This window comes from Aeromonas sp. R9-2 (genome assembly GCF_040908025.1).
Classification (GTDB): domain Bacteria; phylum Pseudomonadota; class Gammaproteobacteria; order Enterobacterales; family Aeromonadaceae; genus Aeromonas; species Aeromonas veronii.
The window spans coordinates 1-23,087 of sequence record NZ_JBFOCX010000016.1; the positions used below are offsets into that span (position 1 = coordinate 1).

Sequence of the window (23,087 nt, forward strand, 5' to 3'; positions counted from 1 at the left end):
GCGATCGGAGCAATCAGGGTAACAACCATTTTGATGTTGTCGCCCGGCATTACCATCTCTACGCCTTCCGGCAGTTCGATGGTACCGGTCACGTCGGTAGTACGGAAGTAGAACTGCGGACGGTAGCCTTTGAAGAACGGGGTATGACGACCACCTTCTTCTTTGGACAGCACGTACACTTCAGATTCGAACTTGGTGTGCGGCTTGATAGAACCCGGCTTGGCCAGTACCTGACCACGCTCTACGTCTTCACGCTTAACACCACGCAGCAGCGCGCCGATGTTCTCGCCTGCACGACCTTCGTCCAGCAGCTTGCGGAACATTTCAACACCGGTACAGGTGGTAGAAACGGTATCTTTGATACCAACGATTTCTACGGTCTCACCTACTTTAACGATACCGCGCTCTACACGACCGGTTACTACGGTACCACGGCCAGCGATAGAGAATACGTCTTCGATAGGCATCAGGAACGGCTGGTCAATCGCGCGCTCCGGCTCCGGGATGTAGGTATCCAGGTGGCCAGCCAGCTCGATGATCTTCTCTTCCCACTGAGCGTCGCCTTCCAGCGCTTTCAGTGCGGAACCACGAACTACCGGCAGGTCATCACCCGGGAAGTCGTACTCGGTCAGCAGTTCACGAACTTCCATCTCAACCAGTTCGAGCAGCTCTTCGTCATCAACCATGTCACACTTGTTCATGAACACGATCATGTACGGGATACCAACCTGACGACCCAGCAGGATGTGCTCACGAGTCTGCGGCATCGGGCCGTCAGTCGCTGCTACTACCAGGATCGCGCCGTCCATCTGGGCAGCACCGGTGATCATGTTTTTAACGTAGTCGGCGTGACCCGGGCAATCTACGTGGGCGTAGTGACGGGTAGCGGTGTCGTATTCTACGTGGGAGGTGTTGATGGTGATACCACGCTCACGCTCTTCCGGTGCCTTGTCGATCTGGTCGAAGGCGAAAGCTTTACCACCGAAGTGCTTGGCCAGCACGTTGGTGATAGCTGCAGTCAGGGTGGTTTTACCGTGGTCAACGTGGCCGATGGTACCCACGTTAACGTGCGGTTTATTACGCTCAAATTTTTCTTTAGACATGATCGTCCCTCTAAACTAACGCTGAGTACGCGGTGGCAAGCTAACCACAGAACAGTTTATATGATGGATTTGAATCTGGTGGGAAAGAGAGAGGTACTGATGGCTGGTTCGCTTGCCGAACTCACCCTAGGGTGCGGCTCTGCTAACGCCTGAGCCATATCAGCATCTTGGAGCGGGCAGCGGGAATCGAACCCGCATCATCAGCTTGGAAGGCTGAGGTAATAGCCATTATACGATGCCCGCATTTCTCTAACCCAAAGAACTCAAACCGCAGAGAAATATGGTGGAGGGAGAAGGATTCGAACCTTCGAAGGCAGAGCCGTCAGATTTACAGTCTGATCCCTTTGGCCGCTCGGGAACCCCTCCAGACGCCAGATTGTCACAACGGTAATTCTGCTTGCACCCGTTGTGTTTATCGCTTTTGCACGGCAAATAGACGACAGACAGTCAAGCGTCGCGCATTTTATTGTAAGGTTTTGGGGGATGCAACCATTGAACCCGGCAAAATATGCTTTATTGCTGGGAAGTTTGCAAAAAAGCGGGGGCAAACAAGCCAATCCTGCTGCGTCCCTTGTCGCTCCCCCACCCTTGGTGTATGGTCGCCGTGCCCAAGAAACAGTGATGACACCATGACGACAGAGCATAACCCCTATCTGCAATTCACCCGCGAACAATGGGCGTTATTGCGCGATTCGGTCCCCCTGACCCTGACCGAACACGATCTGCAGACCCTGCGCGGGATCAACGAGAAGGTGTCATTGCGGGAAGTGGAAGAGATCTATCTGCCTCTCTCCCGCCTGCTCAATCTCTATGTCAAGGCCAAACAGCGCCGCAGCCGGGTGCTGGAGCAGTTCCTCGGCCAGTCCCGCGGCAAGGGCACCTATATCATCAGCATTGCCGGCAGTGTGGCCGGGGGCAAAAGTACCACGGCCCGTATTCTGCAGGCCCTGCTGGAGCGCTGGCCGGAGCACCCGCGGGTAGAACTGGTCACCACCGACGGCTTCCTCTACCCCAACAAGGTACTGGAAGAGCGCGGCCTGATGCGCCGCAAGGGGTTCCCGGAATCCTACGATATCCGCCATCTGGTGGAATTTGTCGCCAACATCCGCGCTGGTCACGAGAAGGTCGAAGCGCCGGTTTACTCCCACCTTATCTACGACATCATTCCCGATGAGAAAAAGGTGGTGGAGCAGCCGGACATTCTGATCCTGGAAGGGCTCAATGTGCTGCAAAGCGGCATGGACTACCCTCAGGAGCCCCATCGGGTCTTCGTGTCGGACTTCGTCGACTTCTCCATCTATGTGGATGCCGATGCCGAACTGCTGCGTACCTGGTATATCGAACGGTTCCTCAAGTTCAGAAGCGGTGCTTTCTCGGATCCCGACTCCTACTTCCATAACTACGCCAAGTTGACGGAGAGTGAGGCGACCCAGATCGCCAGCAACATCTGGCAAGATATCAACTATCTGAATTTGCAAGAAAATATCCTGCCAACGCGTGAGCGAGCCAACCTGATCATGACCAAGGGCCATGAGCACGCCATCGAGCAAATCAAGCTGCGAAAATGATGACGGCGGTTGCCGGATAACGAAGAGGGGGCCCGCAGGCCCCCTCTTCTATTTGGCATCATGAGCGGCCTTGCTGAACCTCAGTCGCCCCGGCGCAGGGAGAGCTCGCCCCCCAGATAGAATTTGATCCCCTCGCCTGTCTCCAGTCGCAGGGCGCCGCGATCGTCGATGCCACGAGCGATGCCGCGGATCTCCTGATCCCCCATCAGCAGGCGCACCGGGCGACCGGCAAAGTGATCGAGCCGATTCCACTCATCGACAAAGCTTGCCAGCCCCTGCTGCTCAAAGGTGTGCAGCGCCCGCTGCAGATGGACAATCATCCGGGCCGCCAACTGATTGCGATCGACCAGCTCGGGATTGATGTGGCGCAGCTCGGCCCAGGCCTGATCGATCTTCTCCCCTTCACGGGCCGGCATCGCCAGATTGAGACCGATGCCGATCACCAGATGACAGCTGGCCCCGGCGCTACCGCTCATCTCCACCAGTATTCCCGCCAGCTTGCGACCCTGATAGTAGAGGTCGTTCGGCCACTTGAGCTCGACCCCCTGATAACCAAGGGACTCCAGCGCTTCAACCACTGCCACGCCGACCGCCAGACTCAGCCCCATGGCCGCCGCCATGCCTTGTTCGAGTCGCCAGTACATGCTGAGGATCAGCTGGCAACCAAACGGCGAAATCCAGGGTTTGCCACGACGACCGCGCCCGGCGGTCTGACACTCGGCTAGACAGCTCTCGCCAGAGCGCAGCTCATTGACCCGATCCAGCAGGTGTTGGTTGGTCGAGCCGATGACCGGAAAACAGTGCACCGGCGCCATCGGGGCCAGTGCCTGCAAGGTGGCCTGATCATAGAGCGCCATCGGCACCGCCAGCCGGTAGCCCTTGCCGGTCAGGCTAAAGAGATCCAGCCCCAGCTCCTTGAGCGCCGCCATGTGTTTGCTCACTGCCGCCCGGCTGATGCCGAGCTGCTCACCCAGCTGTTCGCCGGAGTGAAACTGGCCGTCGCTAAGCAGGGTGATCAGAGTCTGCCTGATGGGAGTCAACGTCATGAGAGCACCTCGTCGAGCCAGGTTTCACCGTGCGCACCCATAAAGCGCACCTCATGCTCCAGCACCACGCCAAACGTCTGCTCCACGCTATCGCGGACATGAGCCGCCAGCGCGATCAGCTCCATGGCACTGGCCCCCCCCAGATTGACCAGCACCAGCGCCTGCTCCTGATGAACGGCGGCGCGGCCGATGGCGAAACCTTTCAGCCCGCACTGATCGATGAGCCAGCCTGCCGCCAGCTTGGCCTGCCCTTCTCCGGCCGGATAGCAGGGCATCTGCGGGTAGCGCGCCTTGAGATTCTCCGCCAGCGCGGCAGGCACCACCGGATTTTTGAAGAAGCTGCCGGCATTGCCGAGCACGGCGGGATCCGGCAGCTTGGCCATGCGGGTGGCACAGACGGTATCGAAGATGGCCTGCGCCGAAGGCGCGTCACCGAGGGCTGCCAGCGGGCCATAGCCCAGCACCGGTTGCCACGCCTTGAGCAGTTTGAGCCCGACGGCGGTGATCAGGTGGGAATCCTGATACTCGTGTTTGAAGATGCTGTCGCGATAACCGAAGCGGCACTCTGCCGCCGCGATCAGCTCAATCTCGCCGCTCTGCCAGTTGAACGCCTCGACATAGGCGCAGAAGTCAGCCAGCTCAACGCCATACGCACCGATGTTCTGCACCGGCGCCGCACCGACCGTACCGGGGATCAGCGCCAGATTCTCCAGCCCGAACCAGCCCTGTTGCAAGGTATGACGCACCAGCTGATGCCAATCTTCACCGGCCGCCACATGGAGCAACCAGTGATCACCGCCATCTTCAGCGGTAATCCCCTTGAGCCGGTTGAGCACCACCAGACCGAGAAAATCGGTGGTGAAGAGCATGTTGCTGCCGCCGCCCAGATTGAGGCGTGGCAACTGGTTGAGCTGTGGATCGGCACGCAGGGTCGCCAGATCGGCAACCTGCTCCACCTCGGCCAGCCAGAGGCAATACGCATCGAGGGCAAGGGTGTTGAGCTTCAACAAGGAGGCGTTGGCATTCAGTTTCATCGGTCTATCCCGGCTTGGTGCAAGGGCGCAGTCTACCTCAAGTTGCCCCATGACGAAAAACCCGAGCCCTTTTCGGGGGAATAGCAGTGGTTTAGAGTAGGCGACTTCAACTGCTGAGGAATAACTCATGAACAACCAGTTTGCCGTCATCGGCCTGGGCCTGTTTGGCAGCGCGCTGTGCGAAGAGCTGCAACGGCAAGATGCCGAAGTACTGGCCATCGATATCGACGAGAGCAAGACCCGGCAAATCGCCGCCCTCTGCAATCACGTTATCGTGGCCGACGCCACCGATGAGGCCACCGTGGCCGAGCTGGGACTGGCCAATTTCGATATCGTCTTCGTTGCCATCGGTGACAACCTGGAGACCAGCATCCTCACCACCCTAGTCTTGAAAGAGGCGGGCGTGAAGAAGGTGTGGGTCAAGGCGCGCGACAAGTTCCACGCCAAGATCCTGCAGAAAGTGGGCGCCGACAAGGTGATCAACCCGGAGTGGGACATGGGCCGCCGGGTCGCCCAGAGCATGCTGGACAACCGGCTGTTCGACTATCTGGAGCTGGGTCACGACATGGTGCTGACCGAGTTCGTGATTGGCCTGCAACAGAACGGCCGGGAACTGGGCGACTTCCACCTGCTGCAACAGAGCGATTTCCAGCTGCTCGCCATCAAGCGTGGTGATGTGCTGCACAACGTACTAACCGGCAAAATGGAGCTGCAACTGGGCGACATCCTGATCCTGGCGGGCAACAAGCACGCCATCGACCACTGGCTCGAAACCCTATGATCAACTGGCGCAGCAGCTACGCCTTCGCCCTCCATCGGGAGCAGGACTCTCGCTGGAGCGAAGCCCGGCTGATCCTCGGCAGCTTTCTGATCATTCTGCTGATTGGCACCATCTTTCTGGTGCAACCCTCCAGCCACAATGGCGAGGTTACCGTCGTCAACGCCCTGTTTACCGCCACCTCGGCCATCAGCGTGACAGGTCTTGGCGTGGTGGATACCGGCACCGCCTTCACCCTGCAGGGTCAGATTTTCCTGCTGATGCTGATGGAGATCGGCGGTCTGGGCCAGATGACCATGACCCTGCTGCTGATCGCAATCTTCAGCAAGCGGGTCGGTCTGCGCCAACAGGTACTGGCCAAGGAGGCGCTGGGACAGGAGGGCTCGGTCAACATCATTCAGCTGGTCAAACGGATCGTGCTGTTCGCCTTTATCGCCCAATTGATCGGTACCGGCATCATGGCGATCCGCTGGGTGCCCGAGATGGGTTGGGTGCACGGCCTCTATGTCAGCTTCTTCCACGCGGTCTCGGCCTTCAACAACGCCGGGTTTTCGCTGTTTGCCAACAATCTCATGGACTATAGGGACGACCCCATCATCAGCCTGACCATCGCCGGCCTACTGATCCTGGGGGGGATCGGCTTTACCGTCATCGTCGATCTGGTGCGCAACCGCCGCTGGCGCAAGCTGAAGCTGCACAGCAAGCTGATGCTGCTGATGACCCCGGCCCTGCTGCTGGCCGGTACCCTGATGTTCTGGCTGCTGGAACACAACAACCCGGGCACCCTCGGCAAGGCAGGTATCGGTGGCCAGCTGCTGGCGGCCTTCTTCCAGTCTGCCAGTGCCCGTACCGCCGGTTTCAATACCATAGATATCGGGCTGATGACCCCGGCGGCGCTGCTGTTCCTGATGATGTTGATGTTTATCGGTGCCGGTGCCACCTCGACCGGTGGCGGTATCAAGGTCACCACCTTCGCCGTAGTGCTGCTGGCAACCAAGGCGTTTCTGACCAAACGGCCCCATGTCACCGCTTTTGGCCGCACCCTGTCGCCCCAGATCGTGACCCGTTCGCTGGCCATCATCATCGTCAGCACCATGGTGCTGATGCTGGCGATGTTCCTGCTGATGGTGACCGAGGATCTGCCGTTCGACAAAATCATGTTCGAGACCATTTCGGCATTTGCCACCGTCGGCCTCTCCACCGGCATCACCGCCTCCCTGAGCGAGCCGGGCAAGCTCATCCTGGTGCTGGTGATGATCTGCGGCCGTCTCGGCCCGCTGACCCTGGCCTTTATGCTGGCCCGCCCGGTCGAGACCCGCATCCGTTATCCGGAAGAGAACGTCTATACCGGCTGACCGGTTATGAAAACGGGGCCGCCACTGGCTGCCCCGTTTTTTTTATTCGGCTTGTTGCTGCGCCTTGAGCCAGCGCCCCGGGCTCACCCCCAGCTCCCGCTCGAATGCCCGACCAAAGGCAACACTGCTGCTGTACCCCGCCCCCAGCGCCACCTGCACCATAGGCTCCCCCGCCAGTAGTTGCTGGCAGGCTCGCGCCATGCGCCAGTGGGTCAGATAACCCAGCGGCGCTTGACCAACCCGCTCCTGAAACCTCGCGGCAAAGCGGGCCCGCGACATACCGGCCTCCCGCGCCAGCGTGGCCACCGTCCAGGGTTCATCCCCACGCTGATGCATTACCGAGATCGCCTTGGCCAACTGGGGATCGGAAATACCTGCCAGCATCCCCTGCTGACACACTCCTTGCTCGACCAGATGACGCAGCAGCAGGATCAACAGTACCTCCAGCAAGCGGGAGATCAGCGGATCCTGCCCGTAGCGGGGGTGAAACGCCTCGTCAAACAGCTGACTCAGCACCGGCGTCAGGGCAGGCAACTCACGTAGCGGCAGCACCAGCGAGCCCGGTAATGCCAGTTGTAACGGCGATGCTCCCCCCTTGCCGAATGCGACATTGGCACACACCAGATCGCAACCCCCCAACGTTCTGGGTTCAAGCTTGTGAGGACGTCCCCGAGGGAACAGGATCAGGGTCGGCTCCTCGAGCAGCAAGCTGGCGCCCCCCTCTTCACGCAACATGACGGCGCCACTGCGCAGCAGATGAAGATGTCCGCCACTCGGGTAATCATCACTGGAGGAGTTCTGGCACAGGTTGCCGGCGAAGAAGATCTTGGCTTCGGGGGAGGCATGAACCAACAGGGCAGAGAGCGGATCCATATTTGAGACGAATAGTATTTATTTGCAGACGATGAGTGATAAACCGTATCACGAATGACGGCACACTGTCTCCCGTACCCTCACTACCACAGGAGAAGATCATGAGCCGTATCCAACCAATATCCCAGCCGCAACCCGAAGCCGCCCAGACCCTGACCACCCTTCACCGCAATCTGGGTATGGTGCCCAACCTCTACGCCACCCTGGCCCACTCGCCAGCCCTGCTCAATGGCTTCCTGGCCTTTGCCGAGGCGCTTGGCAAGGGGCGCCTCACTGCCCCACAACGGGAGTTGCTGGCACTGGCCATAGGTCAAGCCAACGCCTGCCAATACTGTTTGTCTGCCCACACACTACTGGCGGGCAAGGCCGGATTCTCGGCCCAGGAGATCCAGGCTGCCCGGCTCGGCCAAGCCTCGGCTCCCCTTGATCACGCCCTGCTGCAACTGGCAACGGCGCTGGTCAACCAGCGCGGGGTGATCAGTGACGAGCAGCTTGCTAGCGCCCGTGCCGCAGGCGTAGATGACGAGCTGCTGCTGGAGGTGCTCGGCCAGGTGGTGGTCAATACCCTGACCAACTATGGCAACCACCTGGCGGCGACCGAGATCGACTTCCCGCCCGTCACTCTGACCCCTTAAACAAGGAGCCCCCATGCAGCAACATGACAAAGGCTTTCTGGTCGCCCTGGCGGGCGTGGTATTGACCCTGCTCTGGATCGGCGTCTTCAAGTTTACCCCGACAGAGGCAGCCGCCATCAAACCACTGGTAGCCAGCCACCCCTTGATGAGCTGGCTCTATGGCCCCCTGTCGGAACAGAGCGTATCGAACCTGATCGGGGTGGTCGAGATAGTGATCGCCATCGGGCTGGTCGTGGGTCTGTGGCAACCTCGCATCGGTTACTGGTGCAGCATGGGGGCTATCGTCACCTTCCTGGCGACGCTGAGCTTCCTGCTGACCCTGACAGGTGTCTGGAAAGTGGTTGATGGCGTGCCAGTCACCGAGTTCTTCCTGTTCAAGGATCTGGTGTTTCTCGGTGTGGTTCTGCACTACCAACACAGGATCCGTGCCAGCTTGTCCACTCAGGCAGCCTGACAACAATGCCTTTGGCGCCCGGGATGGGCGCCTTTTTTCGTTATGCCACCCTGGTCTGGCGCTTGCTGGCCGTCTTGCGCGGTCGGGGCCCGCCAGTCGTGCTGGCCGCCGGACTCTTGCGCCTGGTAAAACGCCGCTTGCCGGCACCCGCCGCCTCCTTGGGCAGGGCGCTGAAGCTGGCGCCGGAGTCCTGCCGCGCCCCTTCAATAAGGCCGTTAAGCTGCTCGGTGAGCGGCCCCATAAACTGCTGGTAGCTGCCGTGGCGCTCGGCGATCTGGCCAAGGCTCTGCTCCCACAGCGCAGTCATATCCGGCGTGGTAGCGGTGGCTGGCAACGCCTGAACCAGCGCCCGCCCGGTCGGGGTCGCCTTGATGCTCTTGCCCTGACGCACCAGAAAGCGGCGCTTGAACAACAGGTCGATAATGCCTGCTCGGGTCGCTTCTGTGCCGAGGCCATCGGTGTCGCGCAGGGTCTTGCGGATCTCGGGATCCTGCACATAACGGGCGATGCCGGTCATGGCTGCCAGCAGGGTGGCATCGGTAAATGACTTGGGCGGCTGGGTCATCTTCTCCAGCAGCTCGCCCCGCTCGCAGAGCAGCTGCTCCCCCTCTTTCAGGGCAGGCAGGGTGCCCGCCTTCTCTTCGTCGTCATCCTCCTCCACCCCGAGCAGCGCCTTCCAGCCCGCCTTGAGAATGCGCCGCGCCTTGGCCTGAAACAGACCACCGGCGATGCGCAGCAGCACCTTGCTGTCGTTGTATTCGAACGGGGGATAGAACTGCAGCAGGTACTGGCGGGCAATCAGGCCATAAAGCTTCGCCTCGTCGGCCCCCAACGTGGCGGGGTTGCCCTGCTTCTCGGTGGGTATGATGGCGTGGTGGGCATCCACCTTGCTGTCGTTCCACGCCTTGCTACGGATCTTGCCGTCCGCCTCGGCAACTGCCTTGGCCAGCGCGGGCGCTGTGGCGGCGATGGCGCTGCGCACCGGCTCGGCCCGCTTGAAGTGGTCGGTCGGCAGATAGCGGCTATCGGAGCGCGGATAGGTGATGAGCTTGTGGCGTTCGTAGAGGCTCTGGCAGATATCGAGCACCCGCTTGGCATCCATGCCGAAGCGCTTGGCGGCATCGATCTGCAGGCTGGAGAGGTTGTAGGGCAGCGGCGCCGCCTGCTTGCGGGCCTGCTCCTCCACCGATTCAACCTGTGCCGGTTGGCCGTTGATCCGGCTCACCACCTTGTCGGCCAGCGCCCGGTTGAGCACCCGCCCCTCCTCGTCCTGCCACGGCAGGCAGGCTTCCGATGGCAGCCACTTGGCAGTGAAGCGCTCGTTGCTATCGGTCAGCAGATGGGCCAGCACCTCGTAGAAGGGTTTGGGGACGAAGGCCTCGATCTCGAGATCCCGCCGCACCACCAGCCCCAGCAGCGGGGTCTGCACCCGACCGACCGAGAGCAGCTCGCTGCAACCGGCCTTGCGCCCGAGCAAGGTGTAGGCGCGGGTCATGTTGATGCCGTAGAGCCAGTCGGCCCGACTGCGGGCCAGTGCGGAGACCGCCAGCGGCACGAACTCCTTGTTGTCCCTCAGCTTCTCGAGGGCACGGCGCACTGCGGGCGGGTTGAGATCGCTGATGAGGCAGCGCTGCACCGGCTTGGTTTTCGGGTAGCCGAGAAAGTCGATCACCTCGTCCACCAGCAGTTGTCCTTCCCGGTCCGGGTCACCGGCGTTGACCACGCAGTCGGCCTGCTTGATCAGCCGCTTGATGACGGTGAGCTGGGTTTTGGTCTTGGGCTTGGCCACCAGCTGCCACTGGGCGGGGATGATGGGGAGATGCTCCATCCGCCACTGCTTGAAGGCGGCGTCATAGGCATCGGGCTCGGCCTGCTCCAGCAGATGGCCGATGCACCAGGTGACCACATCCCCCTGGGCTGTTTCGATAAAACCGTCGCCCTTCTTGTGGGGCTTGGGCAGGGCATCGGCAATGGCGCGGCCCAGCGTGGGCTTCTCGGCGATAAAGAGTCGCATCGGTGGCTACCTGCAATACTGTATATACAGACAGTATACAACTGCCACCGCGAAAGCCCAACTGCCCCTACTCGTCGAACGGGTGATCGTGGATGGCGGCAAACAGCCGCGCCTGATTGAGCAGCGGCGCATAGTGGAAGGCATTTTCGCCATCTTCCGCCAGCAGGTAGTCGGTCAGCTGTTCGCGCACCGCCTCTTGCAGGGTCTCCAGCTTCCACGGCTTGGCGAGGTAGTAGTGCAACCCGCCGCGATTGACCGCTTCGACGGTGGCCTCCAGCCCCGCTTGTCCGGTCAGCAGCAATTTGCGGCTGGCACGGGTGGAGGCTCGCCGGTTCAGCTCTACCAGAAAATCGACCCCCAGGGTTCCCGGCATGATGTGGTCACAAAGGATCAGCGCCAGCTTGTTGCCGTCGCGCTCCCACTCCTCCACCACCGCACGCGCCTCATCGACGCTCTCGGCGGCTTCCAGTTCGAAGTGGGAACGGAACGGGGCGAGGTCATGGATCACCGCATCCAGCACCTCCCGCTCATCGTCCACACACAGGATCAGATAGTGTTTGTTCATTGCTCCTCCTTGGCGACATGGTTTGGCACGCCGCGCGATTGATGCTGGCGACGGCTCAGGCCGCATGCTCCTTGTTGTGATGAGGTTCGCCCCCGTAACCGGCCTGCCCCATGCCGTCCAACGGCAGACAGACCCGCATCCGGGTGTAACGGCCCGGCTCGGAGGCCACCTCGATCCGGCCGTGGTGCTGCTGAACTATCTGCAGTGAGACACTCAGACCAATCCCGAGGCCGAAATGTCCCTCCCGCTTGGTGGTGAAGTTGAGATCGAAGATCCGCTGCCACAGCTCGGGCTCGATGCCGCAACCGCTATCCTCGATCTCTACCATGACCCACTCGGGATCCAGCAACCCGGTGCGAATGGTGAGTCGCCCCGGGCCGCTCATGGCATCCAGACTGTTGGCGATCAGGTTGGTCCACACCTGTTGCAGGGCGATGGAGTGACAACGTACCAGCGGCAACGGCTGGTACTCCTTGCAGAGCTCATGATGCTTGAGGCGGTTTTCGAAAATCATCAGGGTATCTTCCAGCCCCTCGTGCAGGTCCACCAGCGAGGGCTCGTCCCTGTCCTGCCGGGCATACTGCTTGAGGCTCTTGACCAGATCGCCGATGCGACGGGCACACACTTCGATATTGCGCAGGAAACTGCCGGTCTGCTGGAACAGCTCCAGCCGGGCGAGCAGCGCCTCCCGCTCGTCGGCAGTGCGGCTGGCAAACCAGCGCTGCCAGTGCAGCTCGTCATCCAGATTCATCTGCACCGCCAGCCGCGCCTGCTGGCGATCACCAAAGCGCCCCTCAGCCTGCCGGGTCTTGTCACGGATCTCGCTGGTCGAGACCGGCTGGGAGGAGAGCGCCTGACAGAGGGTCTGGTTGCCCAGCCCCTTGATGGAGGCGGGCAGCTCGAGATTGACCAGTTCGGGGATGGCGGCCCGCAGGGTCTCGCTGCCACGAATAATGGCCGCCACCGGGTTGTTCAGCTCGTGGGCGACGCCGGCCACCAGCTGACCCAGCATCGCCATTTTTCCGCTCTCCACCAGCTGGGCGTGAGCGGCGTCGAGGGAGTTGAGGGTCTGTTGCAGCCGCATCTCGGTACGGATGCTGTTTTGCAGGCGGCGGTTGAAGTGGCGCAGCAGCAGGTTGGTAAAGGAGGGGAGCAGTTCGCTGCGCGCCTGCATCACCCGGGAGAATTGCAGCTTGTCGAGCTTGATCACCTCGGCACCGGTCAGAGTCACGCCGGTGGTGAAGGCGGGTTCGCCGGTGACGAAGGACATGCCCCCCACCAGCGAGCCGGTACGATAGTGCACCACCTCCTGATCGATCCCCTGCTCGTCCCGCTTGCGCAGCACCACCTCCCCCTTGGCGATAAACCAGAGGAAGCTGTTGGGCTCCCCCTCGCGGGTCAGCACATGGCCCGGACTGTAGTGGCGGCAGACCCGCTCCTCGTCATTGCCCTCGAAAAACTGGTAGAGGCCGTCGATCACCACCCGGGAGAGTTCTTCATCGCTGCAGTGGGTGTAATCCATAAAGCCCTGCCGATAGGCTGCCAACTGGCGATCGACATGGGCTCGCAGCAGCTTCTGGTTGTCGAGCACGGCGGCATAGCTCAGCAGATCCGCCTCGGGACGCTGCAATACAAAGTGGCTCGCCTGCTCGATCACCGCCCGGCGCAGGCTGCCATCGCGCCAGGGGCGTTGCAGGTAGTAGTCGAGACGACCGAGGTTGACCGCCTCGATGATCGATTTCATCTCCGGCTGGCTGCCCAGCAGGATCTTGCGGCACGCCTCGTGACGACTGCCGAGGCGGATCAGAAAATCGGCCCCTCGCCCATCCCCCAGCTCGCTGTCACACACCACCACGGCGGGTGGCTGCCCCTTGCGATCCAGCTCGTCCAAGGCCAGCTCCGCCGACCCCTGACCGACCACCACCACCAACGCGAAATGGCCGAGCAGCGGAGCCAACTCCTGTTCGAATTCGGCCAGCAGTTGCACGTTGGCGGCGACACACAGCAGTGAGAAAGGGCTCATCAGCGACACTCCGTTGAGGCTCACTGCTCACTATATCAGCGAATCTTGTGGGGTTTTGCGAGGGGGCTAACAGCTGTCGCGGAAAGTGCACAAATAGATAAAACAGAAAACAACTGAATTTAATTCGATAATTAAATCAATAACAAAACAAAAGACAAAATGTGACAACAATCAAAAATATAAACCATGATGGAGGTCAACGCCTTATCCCTGTCATTACTACTACTATTGGACTAGTACTATGTAGGTAATTATTGACCGTAGGAAAACGCCGCCATGATTGGAAAACTGATAAGAAAAACCTGGTTCTGGCTCCTGCTGCTCGGGGCCCTGCTGGGTATCGCGGCACTGGGTGTCACCGTGACCGTGCTGCACAAGACCAGCTCCACCGAATTCTGCGTCTCCTGCCACTCCATGCAGACTCCGCTCGCCGAGTATCAGGGCAGTGTCCACTTCCAGAACACCAAGGGGATCCGCGCCGAGTGCGCCGACTGCCACATCCCGGGCGACCCCACCTCCTACCTGTGGACCAAGATCCGCGCCGTGAAGGATATCTATCACGAGGCGATCGGCACACTGGATACCCCGGAAAAGTATGAAGCCCACAAGCTGCGGATGGCCCAGTCCGTCTGGGACGAGCTGAAAGCCAACGACTCCGCCACCTGCCGCAGCTGCCACAGCTACGAGGCGATGGACATTCTGGCCCAGCGCCCCAATGCCCGTGCCGAGCACCCGGTCGCCATCAAGGAAGGCCAGACCTGTATCGACTGCCACCGTGGTGTCGCCCACATCATGCCTGACATGAGCGGCCTGGCTGCCGCCGGTGCCAGCGAGCTGGCGCAGGCTGCGGCCCAGACCCCGGCCAACGTCACCACCCGTTACGCCATCGCTACCACCCCGCTGTTCCTCGATGCTGCCGCCAAGACCGACGAAGGCACCCTGATGCCCTCCACCAAGGTGGAAGTGCTGGCCAACGAAAACGGCCGCGCCAAGGTGCAGATCGAAGGCTGGCAACAGGATGGCGTGAGCGAAGTGTTCTACGCCGCACCGGGCAAACGGATCCTCAGCGTACTGGTCGGCGATGCCGCCAAGAAAGCACTGGTCACCGGCCAGAGCGAAACCGACAGCGCCACCAACCTCACCTGGCATCAGGTCAAGCTGACCGCCTGGGTCGACCAAAGCCAGCTCATCGGCGATCAGGGCAAGCTGTGGCAATACGCCTCCACCCTGATGTCCAACAACTGTACCGGCTGCCACGGCCTCACCGCGCTGGATCACTTCAATGCCAACCAGTGGATCGGCGTCATCAAGGGGATGGAATCTCGTACCTCCCTGACCCCGGAACAGGCTCGCATGTTGACCCAGTATGTCCAGAAACACGCCAGTGACATGAGCGCGGCCCACTAAGGCTGGCACAGAGGATAACCGTTATGACTTTTTTCAATGACAAGAAGACCAATCTGTCCCGCCGCAACCTGCTCAAGGGGCTCGGCGCCTGCGCAGCCCTGCCCCTGCTCGGCGGCATTTTTCCCAAGAGTGCGCTGGCGCAAGCCATCAGCACCGCATTGAGTCAGTTCCCGACCCTGGTGCCCGCCCAGAAGGGCATTCTGACCGGCGCCCACTGGGGTGCTTTCGAGGCGATCGTCGAAGATGGCCACATGGTGCGCGTTCAGCCGGTGGCCGATGATCCGGCGCCAAACGATCTCATCGACATGGCGCCGTTCCAGGTGCACGCCAAGAACCGCATCAAATACCCCATGGTACGCAAGAGTTGGCTGGAGCACGGCCCGGGCGCCAAACCCGAGCTGCGCGGTGCCGACCAGTGGGTGCGAGTGAGCTGGGACAAGGCGATCGAACTGGTAGCCGGTGAAATCCAGCGCGTGCAGAGTGACTTTGGCCCGCAGGCAATCCACGCCGGCTCCTACGGCTGGAAAAGCGTCGGCATGTTCCACAATAGCCGCACCCTGCTGCACCGCTTGATGAACCTCTCCGGTGGCTTCACCGGTTATGCCGGTGACTACTCCACCGGTGCGGCTCAGGTGATCATGTCCCATGTGATGGGCTCCATCGAGGTGTACGAGCAGCAGACCGCCTGGCCCAACGTGGTGGAGAACGCCGAACTGGTGGTGCTGTGGGGGGTCAACGCCCAGGTCACCCTGAAGAACAGCTGGAACATGCCGGATCACGAAGGTCAGGCCGGCTTCATGGCGCTGAAAGAGAAGGGCACCCGCGTCATCAGCATCGACCCCATCTACAACGAGACCGCCAAGCTGGTCGGCGCCGAGTGGATTGCGCCGAACGCCTACACCGACGTGGCCATGATGCTGGGTGTGGCCCACACCCTCTACAGTGAGAAGAAGCACGATCAGGCTTTCCTCGATCGCTATACCGTCGGCTTCGACAAGTTCCTGAACTACCTGCTCGGCAAGGATGACGGCCAACCGAAGAGCGCCGAATGGGCGAGCACCGTCTGCGGCGTCGACGCCAAGGTGATCCGCCAGCTGGCTCTCGACATGGCCACCAAGCGCACCATGATCATGGCCGGTTGGGGGATGCAGCGTCAGCAGCACGGCGAACAGCCAAACTGGATGCTGGTGACGCTAGCCTCCATGCTGGGTCAGATCGGCCTGCCGGGCGGCGGCTTCGGCTTCAGCTACCACTACTCCTCCGGTGGCAGCCCCACCGCCAAGGGTGGCATTCTGGCGGGTATCTCCGCCGGCAACGCACCGAAGAACAGCCCGGCTCCGATCCCGGTGGCCCGCATCGCCGACTGTCTCGCCAATCCGGGCAAGACCATCGACTTCAACGGCCGCAAGGTCACCTATCCGGACATCAAGCTGGTCTACGTGGCGGGCGGCAACCCCTTCCACCACCATCAGGACACCAACAACCTGCTGCAAGCGTGGCGCAAGCCGCAGACCGTGATCGTTCACGAGCCTTACTGGACCGCTACCGCCAAGCACGCCGATATCGTGCTGCCGGTCACCACCAGCTACGAGCGCAACGATCTGGAGATGGGTGGCGACTACTCCCAGCGCTATGTGTTCCCGATGCACCAGTGCGTGCCCCCCCAGCACGAGTCCCGCAACGACTTCGACATCTTCAGCGCCATCGCCGCCAAGCTGGGAGTGCAGGAGCAGTACACCGAAGGCAAAGACGAGATGCTGTGGCTCAAGCAGATGTACGACGGCATGGCGGCGCAGGCCCGTGGTGCACGCGTGGCGCTGCCGCCGTTCAATATGTTCTGGGAGTCCAACAACTACATCCGCTTCCCGATCCCCGAGGCCAACCGCCAGTGGATCCGTCACGCCGATTTTCGCGAGAATCCGCTGCTCAACCCGCTCGGCACCCCGTCCGGCAAGATCGAGATCTTCTCCAACACGGTAGCCGGAATGGGTTATGCCGACTGTGCCGGCCATCCCAAGTGGTATGAGCCCAAGGAGTGGGTGAAGAGCGAGGTGGCGGCGCGCTATCCGCTGTCGCTCAACACCTCCCACCCGACCCAGCGGCTGCACTCCCAGCTCGACAACACTCCGCTGCGGGACAAGTTCGCCATCGCCGACCGCGAGGCGATCATGATCCATCCGCTGGATGCCAAGGCTCGTGGTATCGCACAGGGGGATCTGGTGCGTGCCTTCAACGAACGCGGCCAGATCCTGGTGGGCGCCCTGCTCTCCGAGGATGTGCGCCAAGGGGTGGTGCGGATCTGCGAAGGGGCCTGGTACGACCCAGCCAAGCCGGGCGAAGCGGGCAGCATCTGCAAGAACGGCAACGTCAACTGCCTCACCTTCGACGAAGGCTCGTCCAGTCTGGCGCAGGGCAACTGCGGCCACATGGCCCAGCTGCAGATCGAGAAGTACACAGGCCCGGTACTGGCCAACACCGCCCACGCGGTACCGGCCAACGGCTAAGGCTATTGCCACCCAATAAAAACGGCGCCATCAAGGCGCCGTTTCTTTATCTGTCTGCCAAAGCGCAGGCATGGGGATGGGTTTAGAACTCCCCTTCCTCCATATACTCCTGCGCGCACTCAACCAATTGTGGCCACAGATCTTCCGGCACCCAGGCGTCCGGATCATCTTCATCGCCATCGTATTGGCTCCAGAAGTAACGGCGCAGGCCGGAGGCAAACTCGTCGCTGATCTCGGCCAGCTCCGAGAGCGGCCCCAACCAGGCGATGCGACGCAGGCCGGAGGCTAGATCGTTGATGGCATCCATCAGGGTGCGATCGTCGAAGCTCTGCTCCACCAGCAGGGTGAAGCGCTCGCGCGCCTGCTCGGTCTGCTCCTCGTCCAGCTCGCCCACATCGGCCAGCAAGTCGACAAAATCTTCCAGAAGGAACGCGATCAGGCCATCCCTGTCTTCAAACCACTGGATCTGGGCGCCCTTGACCCCCAGCACAGAGGCATCAAACGAATCGTCAAGGTGACACAGTGCCCACGGATCGTCGGTCATGCTTCTCTTCCTCAGGCTAAAACAAATGCCATATGTTATGCCTAGCTCTCGACTCTTGCCACCTTGGGCAACGAGAGGGAGGCGGCCAGACCGCCCAGTTCGGCGCGGCCCATGATGAAACTGCCCCGATAGGCTTCCGCCAGATCGGAGACGATGTTGAGACCGAGACCGGAACCCGGCACCTTCTCGTCGAGCCGCACCCCACGCAGCACCGCCTTGGCGATCTGATCCTCGCTCATGCCGGGGCCGTCATCCTCGATACGCAGGGTGATCCAGCCCCCCAGCTCGGCGCTGGAGATGCGCAGCTCGCTGGCTGACCACTTGAAGGCGTTCTCCAGCAAATTGCCCACCATCTCGTCGAAATCCTGCTCCTCCACCCCGACCGCCAGATTGGCGGGCACTTGCAAGTCCACCGTCTTGCCCGGATAGAGGCGGGAGAAGGCGCGGCAGATGTACTCCACCCGCGCCCGCACCGGGGTCGAGACCCCGAGGATCTTGGCGGCGCCGGTCACCCGTGCCTTGCCGAGGTGGTAATCGATATGGCGCTGGATCTGGTCGAGCTGCTCGCCGATGGCAACCTGATCCTCCGGCGGCAACTGGGCCACCTGATTGCGCATGATGCTGAGCGGCGTCTTGAGAGCGTGGGCCAGATTGCCTGTGTGGGAGCGCGCCCGCTGAAGCAGCTCGCCGTAGTGGTGCAGCAGCCGGTTGATATCCTCCACCAGCGGCTGGATCTCCAGCGGATAGCGCAGCCGGAACCCCTCCTGATGACCCTCGTGAACCCGCCCCAATTCGCGGCGCAGCAGGTGCAGCGGCCGCAAGCCGTAGACGATCTGGAACATGAAGCCGAGCACCAGACCGGCGGCGGCAAAGCCGAGACCGAGGAACAGGCTGATCCGGGTCTTGTTGAGGGTCTGGGTCAGGGCGCTGCTGTCCTTGGCCATCACCAGAGTGAACACCCGATCCGAACCGGGCAGCAGCACGGTACGGGTCATGATCAGCAGCGGCTCCTTGTTGGGCCCCTTGCCGACGAAGAGGTCGGGATCGCCAAACGCCGACTTGAGGCCGTCGCTCTTCAGGTTGGTATCCCACAGGGAGCGGGAGCGCCCCACCACATCGCGGCCCAGCTCCAGCTGCCAGTAGTAGCCGGAGTAGGGTTGATTGAAGCGGGGATCGGAGAGGGAGCCGGTGACCACCGGCAGGCCGGTTTTGGCCACTTCCAGCCGGGAGAGCAGATCATAGAGCTGCAGGCGCAAACCGTCGGCCTCCGCCTCCTGCCAGTAGTTGCGCATCATGGTCTGCAGACTGAAACCGGTGGCGAACAGAAACAGCCCGCACCAGACCAGCGCGATAGCGACCAGTCGCCCCCGCAGGGTTCTGACCAGCCTCATTCGTTGATCCGGTACCCGAGGCCGCGCACTGTCTCAATCAGATCGGGGTTGGTTTTCTTGCGGATCCGGCCGATGAACACCTCCACGGTATTGGAGTCACGGTCAAAATCCTGAGCATAGATGTGGTCGATCAGCTCGCTGCGCGACACCACCTTGCCCCGATGCTGCATCAGGTAACCCAGCACCCGGAACTCGTGGGCAGTCAGCTTGATGGGGGTCCCTTCGTACCACACCTGCGACGCCGCCATGTCGAGCCGCACCCCGCCAATCTCCAGAATTGAGCTGGCGTTGCCCGCTGCCCGGCGCACCAGCGCATGGACCCGCGCTACCAGCTCGGCTACCTGGAACGGCTTGGTGAGGTAGTCATCGGCACCGGCGTTGAGCCCCTCGATCTTCTCGTGCAGCTGGCCACGGGCGGTCAGCACCAGTACAGGGGTATCGATCCCCTTGCTGCGCCACTCTTTCAGCACGCTCAGGCCATCGCGCCCAGGCAAGCCGAGGTCGAGAATGATGGCATCGTAAGGTTCGGTCTCGCCGAGAAAACCGGCCTCGTTGCCATCGTGGCAGAGATCGGTGACAAAGCCGGAGAGGCGCAGCTGTTCGGCCAGCTGGCCAGCCAGAATTTTTTCGTCTTCAACAATCAGAATTCGCATGAACAGGCTTCCACACAGGGGTTATTCATCATCCTCAATCGGGGGCTTGGGCGGTTCGAACAACCGCTCCAGATGGTGGCCCTTGGCCCACACCAGCTCAAGGTTGTCGGCCCGATAGGCTACCTTGATCACGCTGTTTTCCCGATCGATGACTCGCAGTTCATAGAGCCAGATACCATCCTCTTCTCCCAGATCCACCCGCAACACCCGCACCGGCAATCTGGCCGCCACCTCCATCATTTCATGGAAGGGCCGAACCCGTCCCTCATGGACAGCTTGCTGCAGCTGGGCTTCATCAGGCGTGACCGCCTGTGCCAGCAACGGCAGCAATAACCCAAGCAGAGGGAGCGCTCTATTCATGGATGATTCATCTCCAAAAACCTAACATAATGGCGTTTATAGTCTGCCAGCCATGAATCCGGAATGAATATGATCCCGCGCAGTTTCCTGCTGATCCTTTGCCTGTTGAGTGCCACAAGCTGGGCGGCCCAGAGCCGTCTCGACATGGCCGGGCTGGTCAAACTCCTGCTGGCGCAAGGGTATCACGACATTCGGGAAGTGGAGCTGGAAGGGGACAAATTCGAGGTCAAAACCCTCAATCGCCAGGATCAGAAGGTGCATCTCATCGTCGATGCCTACACTGGCGAGATCAAACAACAAGAGGCCGATTAGGCCTCTTTTGCATTCCAGCGTCCCCGCATGGGGCGCAGCAGCTTCTCCCGCCTCGGCCAGAGCAGGGCGCAGGACAGCAGCAGGTAGATGAGGGGCTCCCCCCAACCGCTCTTGAGCGACCACCAGTAATGCACCGGCACCAGCAGGGCGATGGCATAGATCCAGTTGTGCAGCTTCTGCCATGCGGCGCCCATGCGGCGCTGCAATGCGGGCAGCGAAGTGAAGCTGAGGGCGGCCAGCAGCAGCAATGCCACCATCCCCACCACTATGTAGCTGCGCTTGACCAGCTCGCCGCCAATCAGACCCCAGTCAAACTGCAGATCCAGCCCCAGCCACGCCATGAAGTGGAGCAGCGCCCAGGCAAAACACCAGAGCCCGAGGGGGCGGCGCAGCTTGATGAGCTGCCCCTGCCGCCAGCGCTTGGCCAGCGGCGACACCAGCAGGGTGAGCAGCAGCAGGTTGAGCGCCCCCTTGCCGAGGTAGTGGATAAGCTCTGGCACCGGATCGCCCCCCAGCAGACCTGCCGGAATGGCAAAAACCAGCCAGAGCAGGAAGCAGAGGGAGCCCAGATGCACCAGCACCCGCAAGCCGCTGATATGGGCCGGTTTCAATCTCAGTACCATTGGCGCAGATCCATCCCCTGATAGAGCGAGGCGACTTCGTCACCATAGCCGTTGAACATCAGGGTCGGCTGACGCTTGGCGCCAAACACTCCGCCCTCGCCGATAAAGCGCTCGCTGGCCTGACTCCAGCGCGGGTGATCTACCTGCGGATTGACGTTGGCGTAGAAGCCATATTCGTTGGGAGCCAGCAGGTTCCAGGTGGTCGGCGGCATCTCCTCCACCAGCCGGATCGAGACGATGCTCTTGATGCTCTTGAAACCGTACTTCCACGGCACCACCAAGCGGATCGGCGCGCCATTCTGGGCGGGCAGGGTCTTGCCATAGAGCCCCATCGCAAGGAAAGAGAGAGGATGCATCGCCTCGTCGATACGCAGCCCCTCCACATAGGGATACTCGATGCCGCCCCCCAGACTGGAGGCCTGCCCCGGCAGCTGTTTCGGATCAAACAGGGTTTCGAAGGCGACAAACTTGGCACGACTGGTGGGCTCGGCACGGCGGATAATCTCCGCCAGCGAGATGCCGTTCCAGGGCAGCACCATGGACCAGGCTTCGACACAGCGCAGCCGGTAGATCCGCTCCTCCAGCTCGCTCTTGTTGATAAGATCCCACACATCAAGGGTAAAGGGCTTGGCCACCTCCCCCTCCACCTTGAGGGTCCAGGGTTCGGGCTTGAGGTAATGGCCGTTGCGAGCCGGGTCGGACTTGTCGGTGCCCAGCTCATAGAAGTTGTTGTAACTGGTGGCCTTCTCTTCCGGTGTCAGCACCAGATTGGCCGGGCGCTCGGCAGGCTTGCTGTTGATCGGTTTGGTGGCTAACTGGGGAGCATCCTCTTTACCGCGCAGCAGATCGAGCACACCGGCATGAGTGGGAAACGCCAGGGTGGCCGCGCCCAGACCCAGCCCTTTGAGAATAAGGCGGCGATCCTGATAGACGGCTTCCGGGGTGACATCCTGTTCGGTGAGGGGGTGGGCGGTACGACGCTTGATCAACATGAAAAACTCCCGGGGCTGAGTGAGGCAGTATGGATAAGACCCGCCCCGGCAGATTTTTATTTCACACAAATTTACATCATGTGGTGCAGGGGCAGTGCCTTGGCCATGGTGCCGACCAGAAACAGGACTACGAACACCAGCAGGGGAACGATCACATTTGGCGCCATCAGACTCACTCCATGAGCAGGACAGGGCCTCTAACTATGGCCGACTGTCAGGCCGGTCACCAATGAATTTTTTTCGCGAGCGCAAGCGTATTCCTGAGTTGAAAAGAGTGATGAAGATCACACACAATTCGGCCCCCGCTTGCCGCCCCGATTGCCGGGGGTAGGCTGCCCATTTTGCGAAGCCAACTGAAGAGTCGCCCCCATGAGCCCACTGATCGCCATCGCCATCACCACTGGAATTCTCTCCGCCGTCTGGGGCTGGATTGCCGTCGCGTTCGGCCTTATCTCCTGGGTTGGCTTTCTCGGCTGCACCAGCTATTTCGCGTCAAGCGGTGGCTACAAGGCGCTGCTGCAGACCATCTTCTGCAACGCCAGCGGCATGCTGTGGGCACTGCTGCTGATCCATGGCGACAGCCTGTGGGGGGCGGGCGTGGCGGGTTATGTGATGACGGGGGTAGTCGCCACCCTGATGTGCGTACAGGCCAAGCAGCAGTGGCTCGGCTACATTCCCGGCACCTTTGCCGGTTGCTGTGCCACCTTCGGGGCGGCTGGCGAGTGGCGGCTGATCCTGCCCTCCCTCATCATTGGCGCCTTGTTCGGTTACCTGATGAAGGCGAGCGGCCTCTGGCTCTCCCATAAAACCCAGAAAGCTGACGCCGCTCCGGCGGTAGTTGATCCCGCCTGAT

The 23,087-nt window shown here is 61.2% G+C and carries 22 protein-coding genes and 2 tRNA genes; 9 read left to right on the forward strand and 15 right to left on the reverse strand.

What is annotated here, in order from left to right; translation table 11 throughout:
• The 3 genes from tuf to AB5Y71_RS04795 form a co-directional block, all read right to left on the reverse strand.
• On the reverse strand, positions 1-1,103 hold a 1,103-nt coding region (tuf, locus tag AB5Y71_RS04785; protein ID WP_368171110.1), incomplete at its 3' end, for an elongation factor Tu.
• Positions 1,104-1,271: 168 nt separating this feature from the next.
• A tRNA-Gly gene (locus AB5Y71_RS04790) sits at positions 1,272-1,346 on the reverse strand.
• 38 nt (positions 1,347-1,384) lie between these two features.
• A tRNA-Tyr gene (locus AB5Y71_RS04795) sits at positions 1,385-1,469 on the reverse strand.
• 263 nt (positions 1,470-1,732) lie between these two features.
• On the opposite strand from AB5Y71_RS04795, the gene coaA reads away from it, so the two are divergent.
• On the forward strand, positions 1,733-2,671 hold the full coding sequence (gene coaA / locus AB5Y71_RS04800; RefSeq protein WP_005356367.1) for a type I pantothenate kinase: 939 nt from the start codon (positions 1,733-1,735) through the stop codon (positions 2,669-2,671).
• Between the two features lie 80 nt (positions 2,672-2,751).
• On the opposite strand, the gene birA is transcribed toward coaA, so the two are convergent.
• Both birA and murB read right to left on the reverse strand, forming a co-directional pair.
• On the reverse strand, positions 2,752-3,717 hold the full coding sequence (gene birA / locus AB5Y71_RS04805) for a bifunctional biotin--[acetyl-CoA-carboxylase] ligase/biotin operon repressor BirA (RefSeq protein ID WP_021231448.1): 966 nt from the start codon (positions 3,715-3,717) through the stop codon (positions 2,752-2,754).
• Entirely contained in the window at positions 3,714-4,751 is a 1,038-nt protein-coding gene (murB, locus tag AB5Y71_RS04810; protein ID WP_368171112.1) for a UDP-N-acetylmuramate dehydrogenase, read from the reverse strand. The genes birA and murB overlap by 4 nt, the downstream gene beginning before the upstream one ends.
• Before the next feature lie 127 nt (positions 4,752-4,878).
• Between murB and AB5Y71_RS04815 the strand changes: the two genes are divergently transcribed.
• Together AB5Y71_RS04815 and AB5Y71_RS04820 are read left to right on the forward strand one after the other, a co-directional pair.
• A complete protein-coding gene (locus AB5Y71_RS04815) occupies positions 4,879-5,532 on the forward strand; it encodes a TrkA family potassium uptake protein (protein ID WP_005339863.1) in 654 nt (217 codons plus the stop codon).
• Positions 5,529-6,884, forward strand: a complete 1,356-nt coding sequence (locus tag AB5Y71_RS04820) for a TrkH family potassium uptake protein (protein WP_058058992.1) — start codon at positions 5,529-5,531, stop codon at positions 6,882-6,884. Before AB5Y71_RS04815 ends, AB5Y71_RS04820 begins: the two co-directional genes overlap by 4 nt.
• Before the next feature lie 42 nt (positions 6,885-6,926).
• Here the strand turns inward: AB5Y71_RS04820 and AB5Y71_RS04825 are convergent, their stop codons facing one another.
• Positions 6,927-7,757 (reverse strand): AraC family transcriptional regulator, encoded by an 831-nt coding sequence (locus AB5Y71_RS04825; protein ID WP_103250729.1) that lies wholly within the window; start codon positions 7,755-7,757, stop codon positions 6,927-6,929.
• 101 nt (positions 7,758-7,858) lie between these two features.
• Between AB5Y71_RS04825 and AB5Y71_RS04830 the strand changes: the two genes are divergently transcribed.
• Complete coding sequence (locus AB5Y71_RS04830) at positions 7,859-8,392, forward strand: carboxymuconolactone decarboxylase family protein (RefSeq protein ID WP_368171113.1); 534 nt, start codon at positions 7,859-7,861, stop codon at positions 8,390-8,392.
• 13 nt (positions 8,393-8,405) lie between these two features.
• Positions 8,406-8,846: a DUF417 family protein gene (locus AB5Y71_RS04835; RefSeq protein WP_005341854.1), complete on the forward strand. Its 441-nt coding sequence runs from the start codon at positions 8,406-8,408 to the stop codon at positions 8,844-8,846.
• Between the two features lie 40 nt (positions 8,847-8,886).
• Here the strand turns inward: AB5Y71_RS04835 and AB5Y71_RS04840 are convergent, their stop codons facing one another.
• From AB5Y71_RS04840 to AB5Y71_RS04850, 3 genes are all read right to left on the reverse strand, one after another.
• Positions 8,887-10,860: a DNA topoisomerase III gene (locus AB5Y71_RS04840; protein ID WP_368171114.1), complete on the reverse strand. Its 1,974-nt coding sequence runs from the start codon at positions 10,858-10,860 to the stop codon at positions 8,887-8,889.
• 67 nt (positions 10,861-10,927) lie between these two features.
• The gene (locus AB5Y71_RS04845) at positions 10,928-11,425 is read right to left on the reverse strand and encodes a response regulator (RefSeq protein WP_005341867.1); all 498 of its coding nucleotides are present in this window, start codon (positions 11,423-11,425) and stop codon (positions 10,928-10,930) included.
• A gap of 55 nt (positions 11,426-11,480) precedes the next feature.
• Positions 11,481-13,448, reverse strand: coding sequence for an ATP-binding protein (locus tag AB5Y71_RS04850; RefSeq protein ID WP_368171115.1), 1,968 nt, complete (start codon positions 13,446-13,448; stop codon positions 11,481-11,483).
• Positions 13,449-13,724: 276 nt separating this feature from the next.
• On the opposite strand from AB5Y71_RS04850, the gene AB5Y71_RS04855 reads away from it, so the two are divergent.
• Together AB5Y71_RS04855 and torA are read left to right on the forward strand one after the other, a co-directional pair.
• A complete protein-coding gene (locus AB5Y71_RS04855; RefSeq protein WP_330125154.1) occupies positions 13,725-14,855 on the forward strand; it encodes a NapC/NirT family cytochrome c in 1,131 nt (376 codons plus the stop codon).
• Between the two features lie 23 nt (positions 14,856-14,878).
• Positions 14,879-17,359, forward strand: a complete 2,481-nt coding sequence (gene torA / locus AB5Y71_RS04860) for a trimethylamine-N-oxide reductase TorA (RefSeq protein WP_368171116.1) — start codon at positions 14,879-14,881, stop codon at positions 17,357-17,359.
• An 82-nt stretch (positions 17,360-17,441) separates the two neighbouring features.
• On the opposite strand, the gene AB5Y71_RS04865 is transcribed toward torA, so the two are convergent.
• Genes AB5Y71_RS04865 through AB5Y71_RS04880 form a run of 4 tightly spaced genes read right to left on the reverse strand, consistent with a single transcriptional unit; the run spans position 17,442 to position 20,307 of the window.
• Positions 17,442-17,903, reverse strand: a complete 462-nt coding sequence (locus AB5Y71_RS04865; protein WP_368171117.1) for a hypothetical protein — start codon at positions 17,901-17,903, stop codon at positions 17,442-17,444.
• A 41-nt stretch (positions 17,904-17,944) separates the two neighbouring features.
• Positions 17,945-19,294, reverse strand: coding sequence for a sensor histidine kinase (locus AB5Y71_RS04870; RefSeq protein ID WP_179902746.1), 1,350 nt, complete (start codon positions 19,292-19,294; stop codon positions 17,945-17,947).
• Positions 19,291-19,947, reverse strand: a complete 657-nt coding sequence (locus tag AB5Y71_RS04875) for a response regulator transcription factor (RefSeq protein WP_005339826.1) — start codon at positions 19,945-19,947, stop codon at positions 19,291-19,293. Before AB5Y71_RS04875 ends, AB5Y71_RS04870 begins: the two co-directional genes overlap by 4 nt.
• 21 nt (positions 19,948-19,968) lie before the next feature.
• Positions 19,969-20,307: a PepSY domain-containing protein gene (locus tag AB5Y71_RS04880; RefSeq protein WP_201998507.1), complete on the reverse strand. Its 339-nt coding sequence runs from the start codon at positions 20,305-20,307 to the stop codon at positions 19,969-19,971.
• Between the two features lie 63 nt (positions 20,308-20,370).
• Here AB5Y71_RS04880 and AB5Y71_RS04885 point away from each other — a divergent pair, with 63 nt between their 5' ends.
• Entirely contained in the window at positions 20,371-20,619 is a 249-nt protein-coding gene (locus AB5Y71_RS04885) for a PepSY domain-containing protein (protein WP_013724184.1), read from the forward strand.
• On the opposite strand, the gene msrQ is transcribed toward AB5Y71_RS04885, so the two are convergent.
• Entirely contained in the window at positions 20,616-21,242 is a 627-nt protein-coding gene (gene msrQ, locus AB5Y71_RS04890; protein ID WP_201998504.1) for a protein-methionine-sulfoxide reductase heme-binding subunit MsrQ, read from the reverse strand. The genes AB5Y71_RS04885 and msrQ overlap by 4 nt on opposite strands.
• A complete protein-coding gene (gene msrP, locus AB5Y71_RS04895) occupies positions 21,233-22,234 on the reverse strand; it encodes a protein-methionine-sulfoxide reductase catalytic subunit MsrP (RefSeq protein ID WP_201990929.1) in 1,002 nt (333 codons plus the stop codon). Before msrP ends, msrQ begins: the two co-directional genes overlap by 10 nt.
• Before the next feature lie 369 nt (positions 22,235-22,603).
• Here msrP and AB5Y71_RS04900 point away from each other — a divergent pair, with 369 nt between their 5' ends.
• Positions 22,604-23,086, forward strand: coding sequence for a DUF1097 domain-containing protein (locus AB5Y71_RS04900; protein ID WP_201990928.1), 483 nt, complete (start codon positions 22,604-22,606; stop codon positions 23,084-23,086).
• The last annotated feature ends 1 nt before the right edge of the window (position 23,087 follow it).